Source organism: Streptomyces rectiviolaceus (genome assembly GCF_039533825.1).
In the GTDB taxonomy this organism is placed as follows: Bacteria; Actinomycetota; Actinomycetes; order Streptomycetales; family Streptomycetaceae; genus Streptomyces; species Streptomyces rectiviolaceus.
Map to the genome: position 1 here is coordinate 175,009 of NZ_BAAAUG010000077.1, position 23,671 is coordinate 198,679.

The 23,671-nt window shown below is 70.3% G+C and carries 20 protein-coding genes; 15 read left to right on the forward strand and 5 right to left on the reverse strand.

Annotation, left to right across the window (positions count from 1 at the left end; translation table 11 throughout):
* Nucleotides 1–35: 35 nt before the first annotated feature.
* Entirely contained in the window at nt 36–119 is an 84-nt protein-coding gene (locus ABD378_RS44215) for a putative leader peptide (RefSeq protein WP_349817350.1), read from the reverse strand.
* A gap of 101 nt (nt 120–220) precedes the next feature.
* On the opposite strand from ABD378_RS44215, the gene ABD378_RS22285 reads away from it, so the two are divergent.
* The 10 genes from ABD378_RS22285 (at nt 221) to ABD378_RS22330 (ending at nt 13,190) form a co-directional block, all read left to right on the forward strand.
* Nucleotides 221–649: a secondary thiamine-phosphate synthase enzyme YjbQ gene (locus ABD378_RS22285; RefSeq protein WP_344522854.1), complete on the forward strand. Its 429-nt coding sequence runs from the start codon at nt 221–223 to the stop codon at nt 647–649.
* 116 nt (nt 650–765) lie between these two features.
* On the forward strand, nt 766–4,542 hold the full coding sequence (locus tag ABD378_RS22290; protein WP_344522856.1) for a hypothetical protein: 3,777 nt from the start codon (nt 766–768) through the stop codon (nt 4,540–4,542).
* 121 nt (nt 4,543–4,663) lie between these two features.
* Nucleotides 4,664–6,898, forward strand: a complete 2,235-nt coding sequence (locus tag ABD378_RS22295) for a penicillin acylase family protein (RefSeq protein ID WP_344522858.1) — start codon at nt 4,664–4,666, stop codon at nt 6,896–6,898.
* A gap of 209 nt (nt 6,899–7,107) precedes the next feature.
* Nucleotides 7,108–8,715, forward strand: a complete 1,608-nt coding sequence (locus ABD378_RS22300) for an MFS transporter (RefSeq protein WP_344522860.1) — start codon at nt 7,108–7,110, stop codon at nt 8,713–8,715.
* Between the two features lie 207 nt (nt 8,716–8,922).
* Nucleotides 8,923–9,408 carry a MarR family winged helix-turn-helix transcriptional regulator gene (locus tag ABD378_RS22305; RefSeq protein ID WP_344522862.1) on the forward strand — a complete coding sequence of 162 codons (486 nt, stop codon included), beginning with the start codon at nt 8,923–8,925 and terminating at the stop codon, nt 9,406–9,408.
* 190 nt (nt 9,409–9,598) lie between these two features.
* Nucleotides 9,599–10,612, forward strand: coding sequence for an AvrD family protein (locus ABD378_RS22310; protein WP_344522864.1), 1,014 nt, complete (start codon nt 9,599–9,601; stop codon nt 10,610–10,612).
* A 288-nt stretch (nt 10,613–10,900) separates the two neighbouring features.
* Nucleotides 10,901–11,341, forward strand: a complete 441-nt coding sequence (locus tag ABD378_RS22315) for a hypothetical protein (protein WP_344522866.1) — start codon at nt 10,901–10,903, stop codon at nt 11,339–11,341.
* A gap of 13 nt (nt 11,342–11,354) precedes the next feature.
* A complete protein-coding gene (locus tag ABD378_RS22320; protein ID WP_344522868.1) occupies nt 11,355–11,603 on the forward strand; it encodes a hypothetical protein in 249 nt (82 codons plus the stop codon).
* Entirely contained in the window at nt 11,603–12,307 is a 705-nt protein-coding gene (fabG, locus tag ABD378_RS22325; RefSeq protein ID WP_344522869.1) for a 3-oxoacyl-ACP reductase FabG, read from the forward strand. Before ABD378_RS22320 ends, fabG begins: the two co-directional genes overlap by 1 nt.
* A 79-nt stretch (nt 12,308–12,386) precedes the next feature.
* A complete protein-coding gene (locus ABD378_RS22330; protein WP_344522870.1) occupies nt 12,387–13,190 on the forward strand; it encodes an ATP/GTP-binding protein in 804 nt (267 codons plus the stop codon).
* A gap of 21 nt (nt 13,191–13,211) precedes the next feature.
* Here the strand turns inward: ABD378_RS22330 and ABD378_RS22335 are convergent, their stop codons facing one another.
* Entirely contained in the window at nt 13,212–15,656 is a 2,445-nt protein-coding gene (locus ABD378_RS22335; protein WP_344522872.1) for a tetratricopeptide repeat protein, read from the reverse strand.
* A 178-nt stretch (nt 15,657–15,834) separates the two neighbouring features.
* Here ABD378_RS22335 and ABD378_RS22340 point away from each other — a divergent pair, with 178 nt between their 5' ends.
* From ABD378_RS22340 to ABD378_RS22350, 3 genes are all read left to right on the forward strand, one after another.
* A complete protein-coding gene (locus ABD378_RS22340; protein ID WP_344522874.1) occupies nt 15,835–16,290 on the forward strand; it encodes a carboxymuconolactone decarboxylase family protein in 456 nt (151 codons plus the stop codon).
* A gap of 194 nt (nt 16,291–16,484) precedes the next feature.
* On the forward strand, nt 16,485–16,880 hold the full coding sequence (locus ABD378_RS22345; protein ID WP_344522946.1) for an iron chaperone: 396 nt from the start codon (nt 16,485–16,487) through the stop codon (nt 16,878–16,880).
* A gap of 292 nt (nt 16,881–17,172) precedes the next feature.
* The gene (locus ABD378_RS22350; protein ID WP_344522876.1) at nt 17,173–18,786 is read left to right on the forward strand and encodes a bifunctional metallophosphatase/5'-nucleotidase; all 1,614 of its coding nucleotides are present in this window, start codon (nt 17,173–17,175) and stop codon (nt 18,784–18,786) included.
* A 36-nt stretch (nt 18,787–18,822) separates the two neighbouring features.
* Here ABD378_RS22350 and ABD378_RS22355 read toward each other — a convergent pair whose 3' ends face one another.
* Together ABD378_RS22355 and ABD378_RS22360 are read right to left on the reverse strand one after the other, a co-directional pair.
* Nucleotides 18,823–19,464 carry an NAD(P)-dependent oxidoreductase gene (locus ABD378_RS22355; RefSeq protein WP_344522878.1) on the reverse strand — a complete coding sequence of 214 codons (642 nt, stop codon included), beginning with the start codon at nt 19,462–19,464 and terminating at the stop codon, nt 18,823–18,825.
* A 52-nt stretch (nt 19,465–19,516) separates the two neighbouring features.
* A complete protein-coding gene (locus tag ABD378_RS22360) occupies nt 19,517–20,731 on the reverse strand; it encodes an MFS transporter (protein ID WP_344522880.1) in 1,215 nt (404 codons plus the stop codon).
* An 81-nt stretch (nt 20,732–20,812) separates the two neighbouring features.
* On the opposite strand from ABD378_RS22360, the gene ABD378_RS22365 reads away from it, so the two are divergent.
* The gene (locus ABD378_RS22365) at nt 20,813–21,694 is read left to right on the forward strand and encodes a LysR family transcriptional regulator (RefSeq protein ID WP_344522882.1); all 882 of its coding nucleotides are present in this window, start codon (nt 20,813–20,815) and stop codon (nt 21,692–21,694) included.
* Nucleotides 21,695–21,734: 40 nt separating this feature from the next.
* Here ABD378_RS22365 and ABD378_RS22370 read toward each other — a convergent pair whose 3' ends face one another.
* Nucleotides 21,735–22,547, reverse strand: a complete 813-nt coding sequence (locus ABD378_RS22370) for an HAD-IIA family hydrolase (RefSeq protein ID WP_344522884.1) — start codon at nt 22,545–22,547, stop codon at nt 21,735–21,737.
* A gap of 146 nt (nt 22,548–22,693) precedes the next feature.
* On the opposite strand from ABD378_RS22370, the gene ABD378_RS22375 reads away from it, so the two are divergent.
* Nucleotides 22,694–23,671 (forward strand): phosphoribosyltransferase family protein (locus ABD378_RS22375; RefSeq protein ID WP_344522886.1); only part of this gene is annotated, 978 nt, incomplete at its 3' end.

A 23,671-nucleotide genomic window follows, 5' to 3' on the forward strand; every position in this document is an offset into this window, starting at 1 on the left:
GAAGAGCGGAGGGGGAGAAGCGGGCTGAGAGAACGTCAGCAGCCGCGGCGACACGCAGCAGAAGCCACCCGCAGCAGGTCGATGTGACCGCGCGTGGTGAGCAGGGCTGAACGCAACATGCCGCAGAACGTAGCCAGATCGTCCACGTACGGTCAATGCCGTCTCGAAAGGCGGACGCCACGTATCAGCGAATGGGAGGTTGGTGAGGGACGATGAACCCATGTCTGACGCTTTCACCACACGTGTCCTGAACATCACCACCGGGTCGGCCGAGAAGGTCTTCGACCTCACCGACGACATCCAGAGCTTCCTGAGTGAGGCGGCGGCAGGCCGCGACGGCCTGCTCAACGTCTTCGTCCCCCACGCGACCGCGGGCATCGCGATCCTGGAGACGGGCGCGGGCAGCGACAACGACCTGCTGGCCACGCTGCACACCCTGCTCCCGGCAGACGACCGCTGGCAACACCGCCACGGCAGCCCCGGCCACGGCCGCGACCACGTCCTGCCCGCGCTGGTGCCGCCGCATGCGACGTTGCCTGTGCTGGGGGGTCGGCTGGAGCTGGGGACGTGGCAGTCGGTGTGTCTGGTGGATACGAACAGGGACAATCCGGACCGAAAGGTTCGTGTCACTTTCCTTGCGGGCTCTTGAGTTTCTCCCTGATCTCTGAGATCTCTGTGTGACGCCCGCCGGGCGCCTGCTCGTGCCGGGTGGTCATTGACGCAAATCCTGTACGACAGACGCGAGTTGGCTATACGAATGATGCTGTGCACTCACTGCGTCGGAGCGGCAACCGGTGGTCACTGACGGTTCGGCTGCTGATCCATCTGCTTCCCGGCGTGGCGGTCGCGATCGGGGCCCTGCTCGGACTGGTCTCCGCCGACCGAGTCACACCCGCCATGGTCGTCCTCACCGCTCTGCTGATGGTGAGTGCCATCGCGGTTCCGCCGGTCGTCGACCGGCTTCGGGAGCGAACCGCGCGGCAGGCCGAGCATCAACTCCTTCTCGCGCGAAGGCTGGAGAGTGCAGCCACAGAGCGGGCCGAGCAGCTGCGCGGTCACTTTCGTCCGCGAGGGCGTGGTGTTCTGCCGTCCAGCCTCCGAGAAGGCACCTACTTCGCTGGACGCGTGCAGGCCGTGGGCGAGCTGACCGCGTGGATCAACACGGAGGGTCCGGACATCGCGCGGTCCCGTGTGGTGACCGGGGCACCTGGATCAGGCAAGTCGGCCGTTCTCGGGCGGCTGGTGAGCCTGGCCGACGCCCGGCTGCGCGGGGAGACGCCCACGGCACCGGATCAGGCGCTACCGCAGATCGGCGCCCTCGGCGCCGCCGTGCATGTGAGGGGCCGCACGGTCGACGAGGTTGCCGCTGAGATCTCACGGGCGCTGACCATCGACGAGGCAACGGCCGGTGGCCTGCTCGCCCACCTCCGAGAAGCCCGGGAACAACGGTCGACCGTGGTGGTCGTGGACGGGGTCGACGAGGCAGTGGACGCCCAGCGGCTCGTCGTCGACCTGCTGGAACCCCTCGCGGCGGCGTCGGGCAGGACGGGCATACGCCTCCTCGTCGGCACTCGTCCGGGAGGTGAGGACGACCTGTTGCGCCTGTTCGGAGGCTCGGTACGAGTCATCGACCTGGACGAGGCCCGCTATCTGGACCGGCGTGACATCGCCGAGTACGTCCGCCTCACGCTGCTCGCCGAGAGCGACCCGCAGACTCCCACGCCCTACCGGTCCTGCCCTGAACTCGCGGCGTCGGTCGGCGCTGCCGTGGCAGTCCGCTGCGGCCGCAGTTTCCTGGTGGCACAGCTCACCGCACTGTCCCTCATGGCGGCGAGCGAACCCGTCGACACGGACAGCGCGGGCTGGCAGGGGACGTTTCCCACCACCGTCGGCGCCGCGATGGAACGCTACCTGCGTGACGTGCGGCCAGGCGGACCGTGGTTGCGCGACCTGCTGATGGCGCTGGCGTGGTCGCAGGGGGACGGCTTCGACGATCCGCGAACCTGGGCGGCCGCGGCCACAGCACTGGGTACCGACACGTACTCGGAACGGGACGTCAACCGGCTGCTCCTGGACACCAAGGCGATCGACCTGCTCCACCGCACCGAACGCGGGTCGGGAGTCCGGTTTCGGCTCTTCCACGAAGCGCTCGGCGAGCACCTGCGCCAGCTCAGTGTCCGGCAGCGTCCACCGGCCGAGATCCACCGGCGTCTCACGGAAGTACTTCTCGAGCGCTTGTCGCCGACGTCCGGCGACGGGCTGGTATGGGCGGACGCCGACGCCTACACGCGCACCTATCTGCCCTTCCACGCAGGCCAGGGTCATGTGCTCGACAGGCTGCTGTGTGACGCGAGTTTCCTGGCCGTGATGGATCCTGCCCGCCTGCTGGCAGCCCTGCCGGCGGCGTGCACCCCGTCGGGCCGCAGGATGGCCCGCACCGTCCAGCGAGTCGGACAGCAACTGCTCGTGGCGTCCGAGGACGAGCGCGTCTGCTACCTCGAGATGGCGGCGCGCATGGCCGGCGACGAGGAGTTGGCCGCCTCATTGTCCGCCGCGTTTCCCGACCGCCCCTGGGCGGTGCGCTGGGCGCACTGGGACGACCTCGCAGCGACTCGTATGCTCGGTCATCACGACGACTACGTCCTCGCCCTCGCCACCGTCGAGCACCCGAGGGGAGCCGTGGTGCTCTCGGCAAGCGCGTGGGCTGTCCAGGCATGGTTCCTCAGGGACGGCGCCCCGTTGGCATCCGGGGTGCACGAACCCGAATCGGCCATCGTCGACATGACGGCGTTCGTCCAGAGCGAGGGCATCACCATCATCACGCTCCACCAGGACGGTCGTCTGCTGCGCACGATGCCGGACACGACCGACGGCCGGCGCGTTCTCGCGGACCAGCGAGCCCTGCACGGTGTTTGGTCCGTCGTCGTCGGGGGCGACGCCGCGGTCGCGACCGTCAGCGAGGAGCACGTCATCGAGATCCTGTCCGCCGAGGACGGCGGGTTGCTTGATCTTCCCCGCATTGTTCTCGGAGAGCAGGAACGAGTACTCACGGTGGGCCATGCGGGCGGACGATGTCTGGCCGTGCTGACCACGGACAGGGCCGAGATCAGCACGTGGGATGTCCAGTCCGGCCGGCCGATCGGTGAACCTTTCAAAGCCTGCGTGGAGCTGTCGGGTTGGCGTGACGACCTGCATATCTGGAGCGCTTCGATCGCGGAGCACGAGGGTGGACCAGCGTTGCTCCTCGGGACACAGGTCGGGCATGCGATCGCATGGGATCCCGTACGAGGGACGAGGATCGGCGATCCGTATCGCGGTGGCGCCGGCGTATTCTCCACCCTCATCACCGGTCGGCACAGCGATCTGTGGTGCTGGGGCGACTGGAACGGGGACGTGTTCTTCCGCCGGTCGATCCAGGGAGAAGCAAGGCGAATCGCCGTTCACGACGGCGGTGTGGAATCCGTGGCGCAGTGTGAACTGGACGGAACCTGCTGGGTCATCACGGGCGGACGCGACGGCGCCGTCCGGGTCTGGGACAGCAGGGCGGATCGTCCGGAAGCCCCGGCCGCCAACGAGTACCACGCGGTTGTCGCGGGCGCCGGGGAAGGGGTTATGGAGGGCGACTGCGTCGCGGCGCTCGGCGCGGACGGAGGGCTCGTGGTCTTCGCCGCGGAAACCGGCGACGTCCTCGCGAGAATCGAATCGTCGGCCGGGAGGCGTTACCGCAGCCTGGCGGCGCTGCCCGGCGATCCGACGTCCTTCCTCACCTTGGACACGGAAGGGCTCTTCGCGCTGCGGCGATTCCCGGACGGACAAGTGTCGTACGGCCGCACACTCCCGGCGGAGGAGGAGTGGGGACGCATCGCGGTCGTCGAGCGTGAGCGACCGCTGCTGCTCGCCGCCGCCGTCAGCGGTCGGCTGGGCTTCTTCGACCTGGCCTCGGGCGAACCGACCCGGCCACCGCTCCAGTGCCACGCCGACAGATTCGCGGTGGCTCCACTTCCCGACCAGCCGGACGATGCCCTGCGATGCGTCACATGGGACTGGGTGGAAGCCCAGACGCGCTTGTGGACCGTGACCGGCGATGACGCAAGATTCGAGGATCTGGCCCTTTCCGCACGTGCGGGCAGCGACAGTCCATTCCGGACCACGGCTGTTTCCTTCGTCCGTGCGGGCCACGTCTCTGCCATCGTCGGCGTCGGGTCCTACTCCCGGTTGGACGTCTGGAACGCCGAAGACGGTACGCGGATGACTCACGCCCAACTGGAGCGCGGGCACCACATGGAGTTGACGGACGTCGACATGGCTCGGTACGGCGAGTGGCCGATCGCCGTCACCGGCGGTCATACCTGTTCCGTGGGCCTGTGGTCCCTGGAGAACGGACAGGAGCACCACGTGCGAGTCGGGTCGCCCCTGTGGCGAACCAAAGTCCTTGCCCCACGTGGAGTGGTGGTCGTGACCGGATCACGCGGAATCATGGCCATCGAGCTCGGCTCCCGGACATTCGACCGAGTCGTCGGGCCGCGGGCCTCCGGCAGCTGAGGTCTTGTCAGCCTGCCGCCCCATGGATAGGACTGTCCGTGTGGGTGATCACCGGACGCGTACGCACGGTCGGCCGGTCTCGTGGTGACTTCTCGATTCCCGACGGAAGGTGGAGCAATTCATGAGCCACGCGCAGAACACAGAGGTGAGCCGACGCCGCGTCCTGGGCGGAGCGGTCGGGCTCGCCGCTGTCGCGACAGGGCTGCCATCCGGCGCCGCGTTCGCGATATCGGAGGAGTCGCTGCCCGATGCGGCCCGCCGGCGCAGACATGCGGCGCGTGTGACGATCAGCCGCGATGACTGGGGCGTTCCGCACGTGGTGGGCGAGAGCGACGCCGACGCGGTGTTCGGGATGATGTACGCCCAGGCCGAGGACGACTTCAACCGGATCGAACGCAATTATCTGGTCGCCCTGGGTCGGCTCGCCGAGGCGGACGGCGAGAGCGCGATCTGGCAGGACCTGCGCCAGCGGCTGTTCCTCGACCCCGAAGCCCTCAAGAAGGAGTATGCGAAGACCCCGGCCTGGCTGCGTACGTTGATGCGGGCCTGGGCGGACGGGCTGAACCACTACCTCGCGACACACCCCGAGGTGCGTCCGCGCGTGCTCAAGCGGTTCGAGCCGTGGATGCCGTTGAGCTTCTCGGAGGGCAGCATCGGCGGCAACATCGAATCGGTGCCGCTCAGCCAGCTCGAAGCCTTCTACGGCGAGCGGGCGCTGCCGATGACCGATGAGGAACGCGGGCTGCTGCTACGCGAACCCACGGGATCGAACGGCATGGCGATCGCGCCGAGCCGTACGCGGGACGGCCGTGCGCTGCTCCTGATCAACCCCCACACCAGCTTCTTCTTCCGTTCCGAGCAGCATGTGACCAGCGGCGACGGACTCAATGTCTACGGCGCCGCCACCTGGGGGCAGTTCTTCGTCTACCAGGGCTTCAACGCGCACACAGGCTGGATGCACACGACGAGTGGCGTCGACAACGTCGACGAGTTCGCCGAGCGGATCGTGACCGGGGCGGACGGCAGCCGCTCCTACCGTTACGGCGACGAGCTGCGCCCCGTGACGACAAAGACGATCACGTTGTCCTTTCGTACCGAGGACGGCGGACAGGACGAGCGCAGCTTCACCACCTTCGCCACGCACCACGGCCCGATCGTTCGTGAGGCGGACGGCAAGTGGATCGCGTGCGCACTGATGAACAAGCCGCTCGATGCGCTCAAGCAGAGCTTCCTGCGCACCAAGACACGGGACTACGCGGGCTATCTCCGGGTCGCGGGGCTCAGGGCCAACAGCTCGAACAACACACTCTTCGCGGACTCGAAGGGCGACATCGCCTTCCTGATGCCGCAGTTCATGCCGGTGCGTGATGATCGCTTCGACTACCGCAAGCCCGTCGACGGCAGCGATCCGGCGACCGACTGGCGCGGCCTGCACAGCCTCGCGAGCATGCCGCAGGCCGTGAGCCCGAGGAACGGCTGGGCGTTCAACACGAACAACTGGCCCTGGACCGCCGCCGGCGCGGACAGCCCCGACGCGGCCGACTATCCACGCTACTTCGACCAGGCCGGAGAGAACCCGCGCGGACCGCAGGCGATCCGGGTGCTGTCCGCGCGCGACGACTTCACCCCGCGGAAGCTGATCGCGGCCGCCTTCGATCCGTACCTCACCGCCTTCGCACGCCTGGTGCCGGGGCTCGTCGCCGCATGGGACCAACTGCCCGCGGGCCACGGGCAGAAGGCGAAGCTGGCCGGTCCTGTCGCCCTGCTGCGCGGCTGGGACCACCGCTGGGCCGAGCGGTCGACCGCCACGTCGCTGGCCGTGTTCTGGGGTGAGGCGCTGTGGGCGCTCACATCTAAGTCGGCCGTGGATGCCGGTATGTCGGTGTGGGACTACATGGCCGACCGTGCTTCCGATGAGCAGCGGCTCGGGGCGCTCCAGACTGCGGTCGAGCGGCTGATGCGGGACTTCGGCGGCTGGCAGGTGCCGTGGGGCGACATCAACCGCTATCAGCGCAACGACGGTTCGCTCGTCCAGGAGTTCAGCGACGACAAGCCGAGCATCCCCGTGCCCTTCACCTCGGCGCGATGGGGCTCGCTCGCGTCGTTCGGAGCGATGCGTTACCCGGGAACGAAGCGCTACTACGGCACCAGCGGCAACAGCTTTGTGGCGGTGGTGGAGTTCGGACCGCGGCTGCGCGCCTGGGCGGTCACGGCGGGAGGCGGCAGCGGGGATCCTGACTCGCCGCACTTCGACGACCAGGCCGAACGCTACGCGCAGGGCAACCTGCGGCCCGTCTACTTCTATCCCGAGGACCTCGAGGGGCATGTCGAGCGGAGGTACCGGCCGGGCGCGTGACCGGGCGGGGTCGCGGCGGCCAGGTGCGGCGGTTTCCGGTCGGATGGTGGCCGAGACAGGAGCAGCCCGTTGACAGGCGTCCAGTGTCTTCGTAGCTTCTCGAATCGTCGGTAACATCGATGATTTGATTACTCGATCATCCTGGATTCGGGGGAATGATGTCCGGACGAACGACATCGACGGGCGGGCGAGGGTGGACCCTGGCCGTGGTGTGTGTGGCCACGTTCATGCTGCTGCTCGACCTGACCGTGGTGAATGTGGCGCTGCCCGACATCAGGGACGCGTTCGACGCGAGTTTCACTTCGCTGCAGTGGGTGCTCGACGCGTACGCCCTCGGTCTCGCCGCTGTTCTGCTGACAGCGGGATCGCTGGCGGACCGCCTGGGGCGCAAGCGGGTCTTCAACATCGGCTTCGTCGTGTTCCTGGTGGCCTCGCTCGCCTGCGGCCTCGCGAACGATGCCGCGGTCCTGTCCGTGGCCCGGGGGGTCCAAGGACTCGGGGGAGCGGTCCTGTTCGCCGTCGGACCCGCGCTGATCGGGCAGGAGTACCAGGGCAAGGACCGAGGCAAGGCCTTCGGCGTCTTCGGTGGCGTGGTCGGCCTGTCCATCGCCTTCGGCCCGCTCATCGGGGGCGCGCTCACCGATGGGCTGAGCTGGCGCTGGATCTTCCTGGTGAACGTCCCGGTCGGACTGCTCGCCATGGTCGTGAGCGCGCTGCGGATGCGCGAGTCCCGCGTGGAGTCGGCCCCCGCTGTCGACTGGTGGGGTCTGGTGCTCTTCACCGGCGCGCTGACCCTGCTCGTACTCGCGCTGCTGCGAGGAGAGGCCGAGGGGTGGGCCAGTGCGCCCATCGTCGGCATGTTCCTGGCCTCTGTGGTGCTCCTCGCGGCGTTCGGTCTCGTGGAGCGGCATCGCGGTGAACGGGCCATGTTCCAGCTGTCGTTGTTCAGGAACAGGACGTTCAACGGGGTATCGGTGGTGACGCTGCTGTGCGCCGCGGCGACGATGTCCGCGATCTTCCTCCTGGTGTCGTACGTGCAGAACGTCCTTGCGTACTCGCCGTGGGAGACCGGCCTGCGGTTCCTTCCGCTGACCGCCACGCTGTTCGTCGCGGCCGCGGTCTCGGGATCGCTGACCACACGAGTGCCGCAGCGGCTGCTGATGGGAACTTCCCTCGCGCTCATCGCGCTCGGTCTCTCCCTCGTCGCGCTCACCGGACCGGACACTTCCTGGACCGCGCTGCTGCCGAGCATGTTCGGGATCGGCCTGGGCATGGGTCTTTTCAATCCGCCGCGCGCGTCGTTGTCCATCGCCGTCGTGGAACCGTCCAAGGCGGGCATGGCATCGGGGATCAACGAGACGTTCCAGCAGGTGGGCGTCGCCATCGGTATCGCAGGGTTCGGCGCGGCGTTCCAGGGCAGGGTGGCCGACCTCTTCGCGGAGTCCGGTGCGGGGCGGCAACTGGGCCCGGACGCGCATGAGTTCGGCGAGGCCGTGGCGGCAGGCGGCGGCGCGGAAGCCGTCAGCCGGGCGCCATCGGGGACGGCCGCCGCGCTCGATGCGGCGGCCCGCACCGCCTTCGTGGACGGGCTGACCGATGTGATGCTCGTGTGCGCGGCCGTCGCCGCCGTGGGTGCGGTCGTGGGATTCGTCTTCATCCGTACGCGCGACCTGCACGAGAGCGCCCGGGGCGGGGGGACCGTGGACGTGGAGAGCCGGGCTGTGGTGAACGCCGCCGACACGCAAGGGCTCTTGGAGGACGAGAGCGCCGGAGTGCCGGCCGTGGCCCAGTCCGTTCGTGCCGGGGGAGATGGGTAGCCCGTTCGTCGACCGGGGGAGACGGCCGGGCTACCCGCCCGATCGGTCGCGGCAGCGTGAGTGGCACCGGCCTTGGAGGCCGGTGCCACCGCAAGTACCCTTGACGCGATCGATGATCGGCGCAGGGAATGTTCGGCATCACCGAGAAACGGCATCCCCTGGTCCGGTCCTTCACCGAGATCTCAGCAGGAAAGGGGAACGGCCCGGATGGCAAAGGCGACGCCCACCCCGGCGCAACCCGCCGGGCTCGACTTCCCCCTCGTCCGCAGGACCGGCTATCTGCTGAACAAGGCCGGATCGATCCTGATGGAGGACGCGGAGCGGGTGCTCATGGCGCAGGGGATGCGCCTGCGCTATTTCTACGTCCTCGCGGCGCTGGAGAGCGATCTGAGCCTGTCTCAGCAGGATCTGAGCAGACTGCTCCATCTCGACCCCACGACCATGGTGGCTCTGATCGACGAGATGGAGCAGGGCGGCCATGTGGAGCGGCGGCGTAACCCGTCGGACCGCAGGCGCTACATCCTGCGCCTCACCGACAGCGGCCGCGAGGCACTCGAGCGCGCGGGGCGCGCCGTCGACGCCGTGGAGCAGGACTTCCTCTCCGCCGTGCCCGCGCAGGACCGTGAGCGGCTGAGGGCACTGCTCGGTGATCTGCTCGCCGACCGCTGGCCGCGCGTGATCGCCTGCGAATGATCTCAGGCCGGATTCTGGAATTGATCCGATAGAACTGGAATTAAAGGATCCCTTTTTGAGGATTTCTTTATGTGGATCTGTGGAGGCCGTCACAGATTCCCTTGGCTAATTGCTTTTCCCTTTGATCGCCGGATACTCTTTTTTCTGTCCGGGCCGCTTGGCTCGTGACACGGGGGAAGGTAAACGGGGAATGAGCAACAAAGAATTACTATACGGATCTCTGGATAGCTGTCTCGGTCCTGGCAGCTCCCGCTTTTTCGGAAGCGGATACAAACGCGTCACTCAAAGCCTCAAGGGCATCACGACCGACGGTTCCGCCGAGCCGGGTGCGCTCGTCACCGCGCGCGGCACGCTCACCTATCCGCGCGACTGGTCCCGCAAGACGGGCGCCGACGAGCTGCGACCGCATCTGAGCAGCATCGACGCGCTGGTGCTCGCCGCGAACCTGGCGGAGACACACATCGGCCGGGCCTTCGGGCTCGGCGCCGCCGGCCGGCGCAGGATCTGGCTGCGCCACGCCGACGTACGGGCCGGCAGCACGCCGCACGAGGACCTCGCGGACTTTCCTGTGCACGGCAGGCTCGTCGCCGTCGACCGTCCGACCGGGGAACACGGCCACCTGGCCAGTACGTTCGACTGCCGGGTCGGGCGTCTGAAAGTGCGCTGCACGCTCATGCACGAACAAGACGGCGACGCAGGGGAACCGGCCACGTACGCCGACGAGAAGCAGGCACTCGGGCCGGCGCGCGCCCGCCACTACGGCGTGGGCTACAAGCAGCGCGAACAGTACGCCGAGCAGGTCCGCGTCAACCTCGACCGGCAGGAGATCCGAGGGCTGCAGCGCGTCGTCGCCACGGACGAGCACACGCACACCTGCGGAGCGGAAGCCGCTTACGGGCCGTCGGTCTCCTTGGTCGACGCGCTCGTAGGCGTGGCCCAGATGGCCCAGGTCCTGCTCTACGCACAGGACGGGCTGTCGCGCGGCAAGAGCGACACGCTCTGGATGCGGCGCTTCGTCATCGGCGCGCGCACACCGGTGCGCCCCTTGGGCCGCAGCTTCACCCCGACCGTGCGCACCGCGAGTTCGCGGCTCCTGTCGATGGGTGAAGCCCGCTGGCGCACCGCGGAACTGGCGGTCGACGACTTCGCCGGGATCAGCGGCCGTTGCTGGCTGGCGCACCGCCTGCCCGCCGCTGCCGCCTGACCGCAGAGCCGGCTCCATCGCCGGCGCACACCTATTCCGCACGGGATAGTGCCGAATTCAGCCTTTCATCAGGCGCATTCTGTCGGGCTGGAATTGGCGAGAACCACGCGCAAGAAATCGCAACGGGGGAAACAGATCATGCGCTTTACACCCACGCTCCGATTAGGGGACGTGCTCGTCGTACTTGAAGGACCGGCTCGCGTGCTCTGGGAAGAGCCCGCTCCCGGGCCGGGAGCGAAGAATTGGAAACCGAGGGGACTGTGGCCGAACGAAGCACAGCGTGCCGGGGTGCGCGAGCACCTGGACGGCGAACGGCCGCTGCTCGTCCTGCTGGACGAGGCCCGGTGCCGCGTACCCATGCTGCGCGAGGAGTGGCGGGCCGCGCCCTGCCGGCTGCTGCGCGACCGCGCGGGCGCCGACTCCGGAGACCTCGAAGACGACGAGGTCGTCGACGTCCGTCTGCCGTTCCTCGACTGGCTGCCCGAGGCACACAGGAAGCGCGCCGTGCGCTTCCTCGCGGAGAGCGACGCGGCACTGTCCCGTACGCCGATGGCGTTCCTGCCGCCGCTGATGACCGAGGAACGGCGCGACGGAGTCCCACCGAGCCCGCGCTTCGCCCGGCGGCTGCTGCCGAACGCGCTGACGGCGGACCGCCTCGCGGCGGCCGTCGAGCATCTGTTCGGCGATGCGTCGCACCGCTGCGCGGCAGCGACCGGCTCGGTGAGGTGAGGTGAGGGATCCGATGAAGCAGCCTGGGCAACTCGACGAACCAGGGCACCTCGCCGAACCGCTCGGCGCACGGGTCGGCGACCCGCGTGCCGACGCCGCGGGCAGCTGCGGCACCTTCCCCAGCCTGGGGGAGATCGGCCTCCTCATCGCGGCGACGGCCGCGCGGAATCTGGTGCTCACCGGCCGACGGACGGCGGAACGCCACCGCGGTCGGCACGCGAACGGCGCCGCTGCCGCTGCCCCTGCCCCAAGGAGGCACTGATGGGACGTTCGGTCATGGTCACCGGCGGCAACCGCGGCATAGGACTCGCCGTGGCAACCGCCCTGGCGGCCGACGGCGACCACGTCGCTGTCACACACAGGGACACCGCACCGCCCGACGGACTGCTCGGCGTACGCGCCGAGATGACGGACTCCCGGAGCATCGACGCCGCTTTCGGGGAAGCGGAAGCCGCGCACGGACCGGTGGAAGTGCTCGTCGTCAACGCGGGCATCACCCGGGACACACTGTTCCTGCGCATGGACGAGCAGGACTTCACGGACGTCGTCGACGTCAACCTGCACGGCGCCTTCCGCACCGTGCGACGTGCCGTGCGCGGCATGGTGCGGGCGCGCTGGGGCCGGATCGTGCTGATCTCCTCGATGACCTACGCGTACGGAGCGCCGGGTCAGGTCAACTACGGGGCCGCCAAGGCCGGAATGCTCGGCATGGCCCGCTCCCTCGCCTGGGAACTCGGCCCCCGGAACATCACGGTCAACATCGTCGCACCCGGCCTGATCGACACGGCCATGAGCCGCGAGATCACCGATCGCCGACGCGAGCACCTGCTGGCCATCACCCCGCTCGGCCGCGCCGGAGAAGCGGCTGACGTCGCGGCCGCCGTGCGCTACCTCGCCGGCGAATCGGGCCGCTTCGTCACCGGAGCGGTCCTGCCGGTCAGCGGCGGCCTGGGCCTTGGCGGCTGAACACCCGCCCTGGCGGCTGAACACACCGACCCACACCCCGGCCTCGGCCGGGCCACCCACGACGGGAAGAGAGCACCCCATGGGGAACACAAGCGCCCCCACACCCGCCACGGCCCCGCAGCGCGGTCTGCACCTGGCGATCTCAGGAACGTACTCCAGCGGCAAGAGCACCACGACCGAGACGCTGTCGATGGCGACGGGCATCCCACGTACGCACGCGATGACATCCCGGGAGATCCTCCTGGACCTGGTGCCGGGCAAACAGGTCCAGGAACTCAGTGCGATGGAACTGACGATGCTCGGGTTACGCCGACTCGAGGAGCGGATCCACAACGAGGCGGGCCAGGGACCGTTCATCTCGGACGGCTCCGTGATCCACGAGTGGATCTACGGCGAGGCACGCATGCGGGTCGGCATCAACCCCGGGGCGAACCTGTTCCTGCGGACGGTGAAGAACATCGCAGGACTCCCGGTGAAGCGCTTCTACCGCCAGTACATGGACGCCTACGGCGCGATCGCCAAAGCCCGTGCCAAGCGGATCTACGACGCATACGTGCACCTGCCGGTCGAGTTCGAGATGAAGGCCGACGGCCACCGGCCGGTCTCCGAGACGTTCCGGCAGACGTCCGACGATCTGCTGATCGAGACCCTGGAGGAGCTGCAGATCCCCTACCACGTGGTGGGCGGCAGCGTGCGCGAACGCATCGAGCGGATCGTCGAGATCTTCGACCTGCCTCTCGTGATGCCGCTCGACGAAGCGATCGAACGGGCCGGCGCGAAGGTGCGCCGGGCCGCCGATGTCCTGGAACAGGACTCCCGTTTCCACGAGGCCCAGCGGACCAAGTCCCTGCGGCGGCGCATCTCGTACGCGGTGCGCTTCTGACCGGATCGGGCTTCGGCGAGATCAGGGGTTGAGCTCCCGCAGGACGGCCTGGCCCGCCGCGCGGTGTTCGGCGGCCGTGGCCGGGTCCGTCTCGTCGAGGACGACCGCGATTCCCTCGTGGGCCAGCGCCTCCTCGTGCCGGTATCCCAGCCGCGGGGCCAGCTCCAGAGTCTGGCGGTGCAGGCGCAGGGCCTCGTCGGGCAGGCCCGCGAGGCGGCAGGTCTCGGCGTAGCCGTTGAGGAAGCGGACCTTCCAGTGTTCCTCGAACAGCTCGTCAAGGAGCGCGAACGCCTCGCGGTGGCTGGCCAGCGCCTCTTCGTGGCGGCCCATGCGCCGGAGCGCGACACCCAGGCAGTTCAGGCACCATGCCTCGTTGTGCAGGTGCCCGTCCTCGCGGGCGAGCGCCAGCGCCTGATGCAGGTGCTGCGCCGCCTCGTCGGGCTCCTCGTGGGCCATGGCCACGCCGAGGGTGATCCGCGCCGTCAGTGTGGGCGGCCATGCGGGGTCGGCGTGGGGGACGGCAAGCACCTCACGGGCCCGCTGCGCCGCCTCCTCGCGGTGTCCCAGCTGCAGCATCGCCCATGCCTCCGACGCGGCCGCACTGGCCGTGCCCGTCGGACAACCGGCCTGCTCGTACAACTTCCCCGCAAGCCTGAAGAGCTCGAGCGGCTCCTCGACGTACCCCTCGTCCCACTTCAGATAGCCGCGCCGCAGGGCCAGTTCGGCCTCCGAGCCCAAGTCCCCCGCCCGGGACAACCGCGGCTGCGCCGCCTCGTACGCGGCGGCGGCCTCGGCCATCCGGCCCGCGTTGTAGCGCGCGAACCCCAAGTCGCTCTGGGCGTCCGCCAGTTGCAACGGATCGCCCAGGCGCTCGGCGGCTGCCAAGGACCGTTCGAAGAGCACGTTGAGATGCGTCGTGCCGCAGCGCCGCGCGAAGTACGCCCGCAGGAAGCGCGGCAGCTCACACACATGCGCGTCGGCCCCGACGGCGGCCGCCGTCTCGAAGGCGGCCACCAGGTTCTCGTACTCCGCGACGAGCCAGGCGAACGCCGCGTTCTTGTCGGCGAAGTGCGGTAGGGCCGCCGGGGGTTGGCCTGCCGAGGCCGGCCGGCCCGGCGAAAGGAACGGCATCGCGGCGTCGGCGGCGGCCGCTGCGTGCACGTAGTAGTCGAGGAAGCGGCCAAGGGCACGTTCCCGCTCGGCCGGCGATTCCTGCTCCGCGCAGGACCGCCGCGCGTGCTGGTGCACCAGGTCGTGCAGCCGGTAGCGCCCTGCCGTCGACTCCTGTACGAGGTGCGCGTCGACCAGGTCCTCCAGCATCGCCCGCGCGCCGCGCAGCGGCACGTCCGCGAGCGCCGCCGCCAGGTACGCGTCGAAGGTGCCGCCGGGCAGCAGGCCGAGGAGCCGGAACAGGCGGGCCTGGGAGCGGTCCAACTGCCGTACGGACATGGCGAACGCGGTGTCGAACTCGCTCGCGCCCTCGGCCATCCGCTCGACGAGGATGCCCACGGTCCAGCCAGGACGGTGCCGCAGCCGGGCCGCGGCAAGGCGCAGGGCGAGCGGCAGGTGGCCGCAGAGCCGCAGCACCTCGGCGGCGGAGTCCGGGTCGCGGGCAAGGCGGCCGTCGCCAATCGGGTCGCCGCTGGCCCGGGCAAGGAGCTCCGCGCTCTCCTGCGGGCTCAGCACGTCAAGCGACACCGGGGGCACCTCGTCCAGGCCGAGGAGCCGGTTGCGGCTGGTGATCAGGGCGACGGACGGGCCCGCGCCGGGCAGCAGCGGGCGGACCTGGTCGGCGTCGGCGGCGTTGTCGATCACCACGACGACCCGGCGGCTCGCCAGCTCCGACCGCCAACAGGCGGCCAGTTGCTCGACGCCCTCCAGCGGGACCTTCTCCGACGGGACGTCGAGAGCGCCCAGCAGCCTCCGCAGCGCGGAGTCGGGGTCGAGGGGTTCCCGGCCCTCGGTGAAACCGTGCAGGTCCACATAGAGCTGGGCATCGGGGTAGTCGGCGGCGAGCCGGTGCGCGGCGTGCATCGCCAGACAGGTCTTGCCGACACCGGCCATGCCGTCGACGGCGACCACCCGGTGACTGTCGACCGCGGCGAGCACGGCGGCGAGTTCGGCCTCGCGGCCGGTGAAGTCGGGCACGTCACGCGGCAGATCGTTGCGGGGCGTCGGCTTGCCCTGGCGGCTGGACTTCGGGGGCGCGGGCAGAGGGTTGGAGGTCCGCTCCCACAGGGGGCGCAGCGGACGGGGGTCGCGCTTGACGAGGCGACAGAGCGCGATCACCGCGGGCCAGGGCGGCACGGTCTGGCCGCCGAGGTAGCGCGAAAGGGACGAGGAGCTGAGACCGGCGTCCCGCGCGAGGGCCCGTACGCCGAGCCCGGATAGTTCCTGGATCAGACGCAGCCGGGCCGCCAGCTCGTTCTGTGGGTCCGCCTTCGCCGTGCGTCGCAGCTCATCCACCAGATACCCCCCGTGTCCCGTGTCGGCAGAAACCTACCGGGCCACGTCGTCGCTGCTCAAGGCTGTTTCAGCTGTCCCACGGTGTCCCACCGCCGTGGTCGTGGCGAGCGGACCGGGCTGATATGGAGTCACGCCCCGAGGGAACGGGGCGCCGAACCGGAACAAGGAGCGAACCGAGATGCAGTCCCGCATGAAGAACCCCGCCGCTGTCCTGCCCGACGCGATGCAGCCCATCCAGACGCTCTTCAAGGCCGTGCACTCCGGCGGGGTGGACGGGCAGACCCTGGAGCTGGTGCACCTGCGGGTCAGCCAGATCAACGGCTGCAGCGCCTGCGTCGACGGCGGCGCGAAGACCGCTCGCAAGGCCGGCGTGAGCGACGAGCGGCTTGCCACGGTCGCCGCCTGGCGCGAGGCCCCGTACTTCTCCGAGGCGGAGCGGGCGGCGCTCGCGCTCGCCGAGGCCGCCACGCGCCTTGCCGACCGTCCCGACGCGGTGAACGACGAGGTGTGGGACGCAGCCGCCACCCACTTCGACGAGAAGCAGCTGGCCGCGCTCGTCCTCATGATCGGCGTCACCAACCTGTTCAACCGGCTCAACGCCTCGACCCGCCAGATCGCCGGAGCGTGGGGCTGACACCCCGTCGGGAGGAGCCGCCGCGGCGGCTCCTCCCGGGCACGAGGCACGACGCCGCTTCCCACCGAGCCACGTACGGAAGGAACCCCGCCATGAAGGCGACGAAGGACACGCAGAAGCCCGCCAGGAGCACCACCGCCACCGTCGCGACCGCCGCGAAGTTCGACGGATTCACGGATGAGGAACGAGGCGCGATGAAGGCGCGCGCCCAAGAGCTGAAGGCGTCCGCGCGCCGCGGATCGCGTGCCGCCAAGGCGGCGGAGGAAGAGGCAGCCGTGGTCGCGAAGATCGCAGAGATGCAGGATTCGGACCGGGTGATGGCCGAACGGCTGCACGCAGTGATCAAGGAGAGCGTGCCGGAGCTCGCGCCGAAGCTCTGGTACGGGATGCCCGCGTACGCCATGGACGGCAAGGTCGTCTGCTTCTTCCAGAGCGCTCAGAAGTTCAGCGCGAGGTACGCGACGTTCGGCTTCAGCGACAGGGCGAACCTCGACGACGGCGCCATGTGGCCGGCCTCGTACGCCCTGAAGGAGCTGACCGATGAAGACGCGGCGAGGATCGGGGCGCTCGTGAAGAAGGCCGTGAAGTGAGGAGGGCTCAGGGATCAGGGCTCAGGGCGCGGTCACACAGCCGCGAACCGGGTCCCCCTGGGTGATCATGAGCGGTGACGGGTGTGTCCGGCGCCTTCCTGACCTGTGGCTTCGTAGCGTCGCTGCGTGACCGAAACTTCTCGTCGTCCTTCACGTCCCCCGACATCACTCCTGAAGCGCACCGCGATCACCTGCGCGGTCGCCGCGCTGGGGCTCGCCCTCGGTGCCCCGACCGGTCCTGCCACGGCCTCCGCCGCCGGCCCCCGCACCCGCACCGCCCGGCGGGGTGCCGGTGCAGCTCCTGGCTCTCAACGATCTGCACGGCAATCTGGATCCCGTCGAGGGCGCGGCCGGCCGCGTGCGGCGCGGGGAGGACATGCAGGCGGGCGGGCTGCCCCAACTGGCCACGCTCATGGACAGGGCCCGGACCGGACCGGACTCGCTGAACGTGGCGGCGGGCGACATGATCGGCGGAAGTCCGCTGCTGTCCGCGCTCTTCCACGACGAGCCGACGATCCACGCCCTGGAGAAACTCGGCCTCGACGTCGCCTCGGTGGGCAACCACGAGTTCGACGAAGGGCCGGCGGAGCTGGACCGCATCGACCGTGGCGGCTGCCACCCGGAGGACGGCTGCGCTCCCGGCGACGCCTACGACGGTGCCGACTTCCCCTACCTCGCCGCCAACGTGACCCGTAAGGGCAGTGAGTCGCCGCTGCTGCGGCCCTACACGGTCAAGAAGCTGCCCGGAGGGCAGCGGATCGGGTTCATCGGCCTCGTCACCAAGGACGCACCCGAGGCGGTCAACGCCTCCCAGATCCGTGACCTGGAGTTCCACGAGGAACTGCCGGTCATCAAGCGCTACTCGAAGGAGCTCGCACGGCGCGGGGTCGACGCCCAGGTCCTCCTGGTCCACGAGGGCGAGGCCGTCAACGGGGTGGCCGGTGCGGGGGAGTGCGACGCCGAAGGGCCCGGGTCCCGGCTGCGCGGCCGGATCAAGGGCATCGCGCAGGGGGCGCCGAGCGCGGTCGACCTCGTCGTCACCGGCCATTCGCACGACTCGTACGAGTGCACGGTCACCGACCCCGCCGGACGGCCCCGGATGGTCACGCAGGCCGACTCGTTCGGCCGCTCCTTCACCGATCTGCGCTTCCGCATCGGCGAGAGCGGCGACGTCATCCGCAGCTCCGTGCGGGCGACGAACAACGTCGTGCCCGTCGACACCCCGAAGGACCCCGCGATGAACCGGCTCGTGGAGACCTGGCGCAAGCGCTCCGAGGCCGCGGCCAACCGAAGCGTCGGCCACATCTCCGCCGACGTGCCCGGCCGTGGTTCGACCGAGGCGGAGACCCCGCTCGGCAGCCTGCTCACCGACGCGCAGGTGCAGGCCACTCAGGGCTATGAGGCCGACCTGGCCTTCCTGAACCCCGGTGGCATGCGCGCCGACCTGGTGCACAAGGGCGACGGGACGGTCACCTACGCCGACGCGTACCGCACCCAGCCATTCGACAACCCGCTGTGGACGATGACGCTCACCGGCGAACAGCTGATCACCGTCCTGCGGGAGCAGCTCACCGGCACCAACGCCGAGGAACCGCGCTTCCTGCAACTGTCCTCGGCCCTGCGCTACTCGGTCGACCTGAGCCGCCAGGGCGCCGACCGGCTGCTCACGGACACCGTCAGGGTGAAGGGCGTGGCGGTGCGGCCCACCGACAAGTTCCGCGTGACCGTCAACGACTTCCTGGCGAACGGCGGAAACGGCTTCACGGAGTTCACGAAGGGCACCAACCGCGACGGCGGCGACGTGACCGACCTGGAGGCGCTGGTGGGGTACTTGGACAAGAACTCCACCCCGGAGGCGCCGATCGGCCCTCCGGCACCCGGGCGCATCACCTTCGTCGGGAGGTGAGCGACCCGCTTCGACCGGTTCGGCACTCCTCAGGACTCAGTACGCCGCCGTGAACCGGGCGCGGTGGTGTTTGGGGCGCTCGGCCTCGTCCAGCAGGGCGACCGCGAGATCCTCCGTCGAGAGCGCGGAGACGCCGGCGGCGTCGACGATCAGTTCGTCGGCTCCGAGCCGGAACCGGCCGGTGCGCTCGCCCGGTTCGAGGAGGACCGGCGGGCTGAGGTAGGCCCAGTCGACGTCGTGGGCCGTGGTGCGGCAGGCGTCGAGCTGTTCGTTGCAGGCCAGCGCGATGGGGCGCAGGGACGGCGGGAAATCGGGGGCGTCGACCACCGTGGTGCCGCCGGTGCCGGGGACGGTGAGACCGGCGGCGCCGCCGACGAGCAGGAGACGTACGCCGGTGGCGTGCAGCCCGGTGAGCAACGCCCGGGTGACGGCGGCCAGTTCGGGCTCGCGGCCGGGGGCGGGGCGGGTCGCGGAGATCACCAGGTCCCGCCCGTCGGTGAGCGCCGCGACGGAGTGCGGATCGGCGGCGTCGCCGGTGCGGATGCGGGTGGCGGACGGCAGTCCGGTCGCGCGGGCCGGGTTCCGGACGACCGCGGTGACCTGGTGCCCGCGAGCCACGGCCTCGGCGACGACACGGCGGCCGACGTTGCCCGCGGCTCCGAAGACGGTGATGTTCATGGGGTGCTCCTCAACTACGTAGGACAGCGGGGACAGTTGCGGGACAGCGGGGTCAACTGGAGGGGCGGGCACGGTCCCAGGCCCACACGGCGACGGCTCCCGTGGCCAGGGCCGCCCCCAGCGCGCACACGCCGGACCAGCCCGCGGCAGCCCAGACGACGGAGGCGAGCGCGGAGCCGGTGGCGCCGCCGAGGAAGAGACTCGTCGCGAACGCCGAGTTGATGCGGTTGCGGGCCTCGGCGTTGAGCGCGAACAGGATGGTCTGGCTGCTGTTGAGGACCGCCTGTTGGCCGATGTTGAGGGCGACGACACCGACCGCGAGCCAGGCCAGGGAACGCTCTCCCGCCAGCAGGATCAGCCAGCCGGTGAGCAGCAGGGCGGTCGCGCCGCCGGTCACCTGCTGGACGTGGCCTCGGTCGCTGAGGCGCGCCGCGAACGTCATCGACAGCACGCCCACGGCGCCGACCAGGCCGAACAGGCCGATCGCTGGCGCGGACCAGTGGAAGGGAGCCCCGGCCAGCAGGAAGGTGAGCGCGGTGAGTTGGACGCTGTACGAGGCGAAGGAGAGGGCGCCGAGCAGGGCGCGGCGGCGCAGCAGCGGCTCCTCGCGCAGCAGGGAGAGGGTGGAGCGCAGGAGGGCCGGGTAGCGCAGGTCGGCGGTGACCGCGAGGTGCGGCAGCCGGCGGTGGAGGGTGCCGGCGGCGCCCGCCATGAGGGCGGCGAGGACCCAGTACGCGGTGCGCCAGCCGCCCAGTTCGGACAGACCGCCCGCAGCGGTGCGGGCCAGCAGACCGCCGAGCAGGACACCCGACATGACGGTGGCGACGGCGCGCCCCCGGGTCTCGGCGGTGGCGAGGGCGGCGGCGTGTGCGACGACGACCTGGGCGCCGACCGAGGTGAGGGCCGCAAGGACGGTGCCCGCGAGGAGGACGGGGCCGCTGGGGGCGAGGGCCGAGACGGTGAGGAAGAGGGCGGTCGCCAGGAACAGGGTCACCGCGAGGCGGCGCCGGTCGATGACGTCGCCGAGCGGGACGAGCAGCAGCAGCCCGAGCGCGTACCCCGCCTGCGACGCGGTGACGACGAGCCCCGCCAGGACGCTGCCGAGACGGAGATCGTGGGAGATGAGGTCGAGCAGGGGCTGGGCGACGTAATTGCCCGCCGCTGACAGGCCGGTGGCGACGGCCATGAGGAGCAGCAGGCCGCGGCGCGGCGCGTCGCGCCCCTCCGGAGCCGCCGCGTGCGGGTGGTGAAGTCCCGTCGATGTCATGGCAGTCAGCCTGCGGCCGCCCCCATTGATGAGTCCAACACATCCTTGTCATCCGAACGATCGCGCAGCACGATGGATCCCATGGAGTTGCAGCAGTTGCGCTATGTCGTCGCCGTCGCCGAGACGGGCGGGTTCACGCGGGCCGCCGAGCGGTGTCTGGTGGTGCAGTCCGCGCTCAGCCATCAGATCGGGAAGCTGGAGAAGGAGCTCGGGGCGCGGCTGTTCGAGCGGACGAGCCGGCGGGTGGCGCTCACGGCGGCGGGCGAGGCGTTCCTGCCCGCCGCGCGGCAGGCGTTGGAGGCATCGGAGCGGGCGCGGGCCGAGGTGGCGGCGGCGACCGGGGAGATCCGGGGGCGCCTGGCCATCGGGGCGATCTCGACGGTGACGGCGGTCGATGTGCCGGGCCTGATGCGGGCCTACCACGCCACGTATCCGCAGGTCACGATGCGACTGATCGACGGGATGAGCGAGGCCCTGGTGCGCGGCGTGCGGGAGGGGGCCCTCGACCTGGCCTTCCTGGGGGTGCCGCCCTCGTTCCGCACGGACGAGCCCGGCCTGGGCAGCCGGACGCTCGTCGTCGACCGCCATGTGGCGGTCGTGGCCCCCGACCATCCGCTGGCCGCCGAGGCGTCCGGCGACCCGGTGCCGCTGGAGCGGCTCGCGGACGAGGTGTTCGTGGACTTTCCTGCGGGCATCGCGGCGCGGGCGCAGACCGACGAGGCGTTCCAGGCCGCGGGGCTGCGGCGCGAGGTGGCGTTCGAGGCCAAGGGCCTCGAGTTCTTCGCCGACCTGGTGCGCGGCGGGCTCGGCATCGCACTGCTGCCGTCGCGTCTTGTGCCGAGGCTTCCGCGGCTGGCGGTGGTGCCGGTCAAGGAAGGGCCGGTCCGCGAGGAGCGCCTGGTGTGGAGCCGGACGCGGAACTCACCGGCGGCGGCCGCCTTCTTGGAGTCGATGCCGAGCTGAGCGGCACCGGATCCGGGGTGTGACGGGCGCCGCAGCGGCCTCAGCCGGAGCTTGTGGACAGGTGTTCCAGGAGGCCGGGCAGGGCGGCGAAGGAGTCGAGGACGTGGTTCGGCTTGCCGGTGGCTGCCCGGTGGGTCTCGGGCAGGTACTTGCCGGTTCTGACGAGGACGCCGGTGATCCCGCAGCGCTGGGCGGCGACTACGTCGGACTCGATATCGTCGCCGACCATGAGCGTCGCGGACGGGTCGGCGCCGAGGTGGGCGAGTGCGGTGGCGAAGAACGCCTCCGCCGGTTTGCCGGTGACCTCTGCCTCGACCCGCGCGGCCCGCTCCAGGCCCGGCAGGAAGGCGCCGGTGTCGAGATCGAGGCCGTCGGCGGTACGCCAGTAGAGGTTCCGGTGCATGGCCACGAGGCGGGCTCCGCGCTGCAGGTGCCGGAAGACGCGGTTGAGGGCCGCGTAGTCGAACTCGCGGCCGGCGCCGCCGATGACGACCACATCCACGTCCCGGTCCGGAGCCGCGTCCGGCTCGTCGACGAGCGTCACGCCCGTCAGGTCGCTGCGGATGTCACCCGCGTTGAGCAGCAGACAACGGGCCCGTGGGTGGTGCTCGCGCAGATACGCGGCGGTGATGGCGGGCGCCGTGAGGATGTCGTCGGCGCCGACGGGGAATCCCGCTTCCGCGAGGCGTCCGGCGATCGAGGCGCGGGTACGCGAGGTCGTGTTGGTGACCAGTGCGAAGGGCAGCCCCGCGGCACACAGCCGCTCCAGGGCCGCGACGGCCCCGGGCAGTGGCTCCCAGGAGACCGTGAGCACGCCGTCGATGTCGATCAGGACCGCGCCGACTTGTTCCATACGACCGACGGTAGCCACCCGCGTACGGCCTCGCAGCGGGTACGGGATCCGGGGCCCCAGTCGCCCCCGGTTGCGAAACGCCGCGAACGGAGTTACTCCGAAGAGAGAGGGGTGTCCCTTCTGTCCCCTGAGATGGGGCGAGCACTGTGCTGTTCATCGACCGGGTGGATGCCGGGTGCCGCGTCGCTGAAGCGGTTCGGCGTCTGAAGGAAGAAGAGCCGGTTGTCCTGGGTCTGCCCAGAGGCGGCGTACCGGTGGCCTTCGAAGTGGCGCGGGCGCTCGGCGCACCACTCGATGTGATCGTGGTCCGCAAGCTCGGCGTCCCTTACCGCCAGGAACTGGGGTTCGGCGCGATCGGCGAGGGCGGCGTGCGGGTCCTCAGCGACGAGATCGTGCGCCGCTGCGGCCTCCGGCCGGACGAGATCGCGGCGGTCCAGCGCAAGGAGGAACAGGAGCTGCTGCGGCGTGCGCGGCGCTACCGCGACGGGCGGCCTCGGGTGGTGGTCGAGGGCCGCACGGTGATCGTGGTGGACGACGGGATCGCGACCGGTGCCACGGCCGCGGCCGCGTGCCGGGTCGCACGGGCGCAGGGCGCGGCCCGCGTGGTGCTCGCGGTGCCGACGGCGCCGGCGGACACGGTGGACCGGTTGCGTCAGGTGGCGGACGAGGTGGTGTGCCTGTCCACACCGGACCTCTTCGGCTCCGTGGGCCAGTGGTACCGGGACTTCTCGCAGACCACCGATGAGGAAGTGATCGCGTGCCTGGCGCAGGCCACGGTCGCCCGGCCGCACGACCGGGGCGCGCCCGGCCCTGTCGAGGTGGAGTCCGAGGTCGAGGTCGACGTGGATGCGGGCGGGATCCGCCTCATCGGCGACCTTGCCCTTCCCAAAGGAGCCCCGGCGGTGGTGATGTTCGCCCACGGCTCCGGCAGCAGCCGGCACAGCCCGCGCAATCGATCGGTGGCGTCGGCCCTGCGCGAGGCGGGGCTCGGCACGCTGCTCTTCGACCTGCTCACGCAGGCCGAGGAGGCCGACCGGGCGAACGTCTTCGACATCGACACGCTGGCCATGAGGTTGTTGGGGGCCACCCGCTGGCTGCGGGAGCGCGAGTCCCTGCCGATCGGC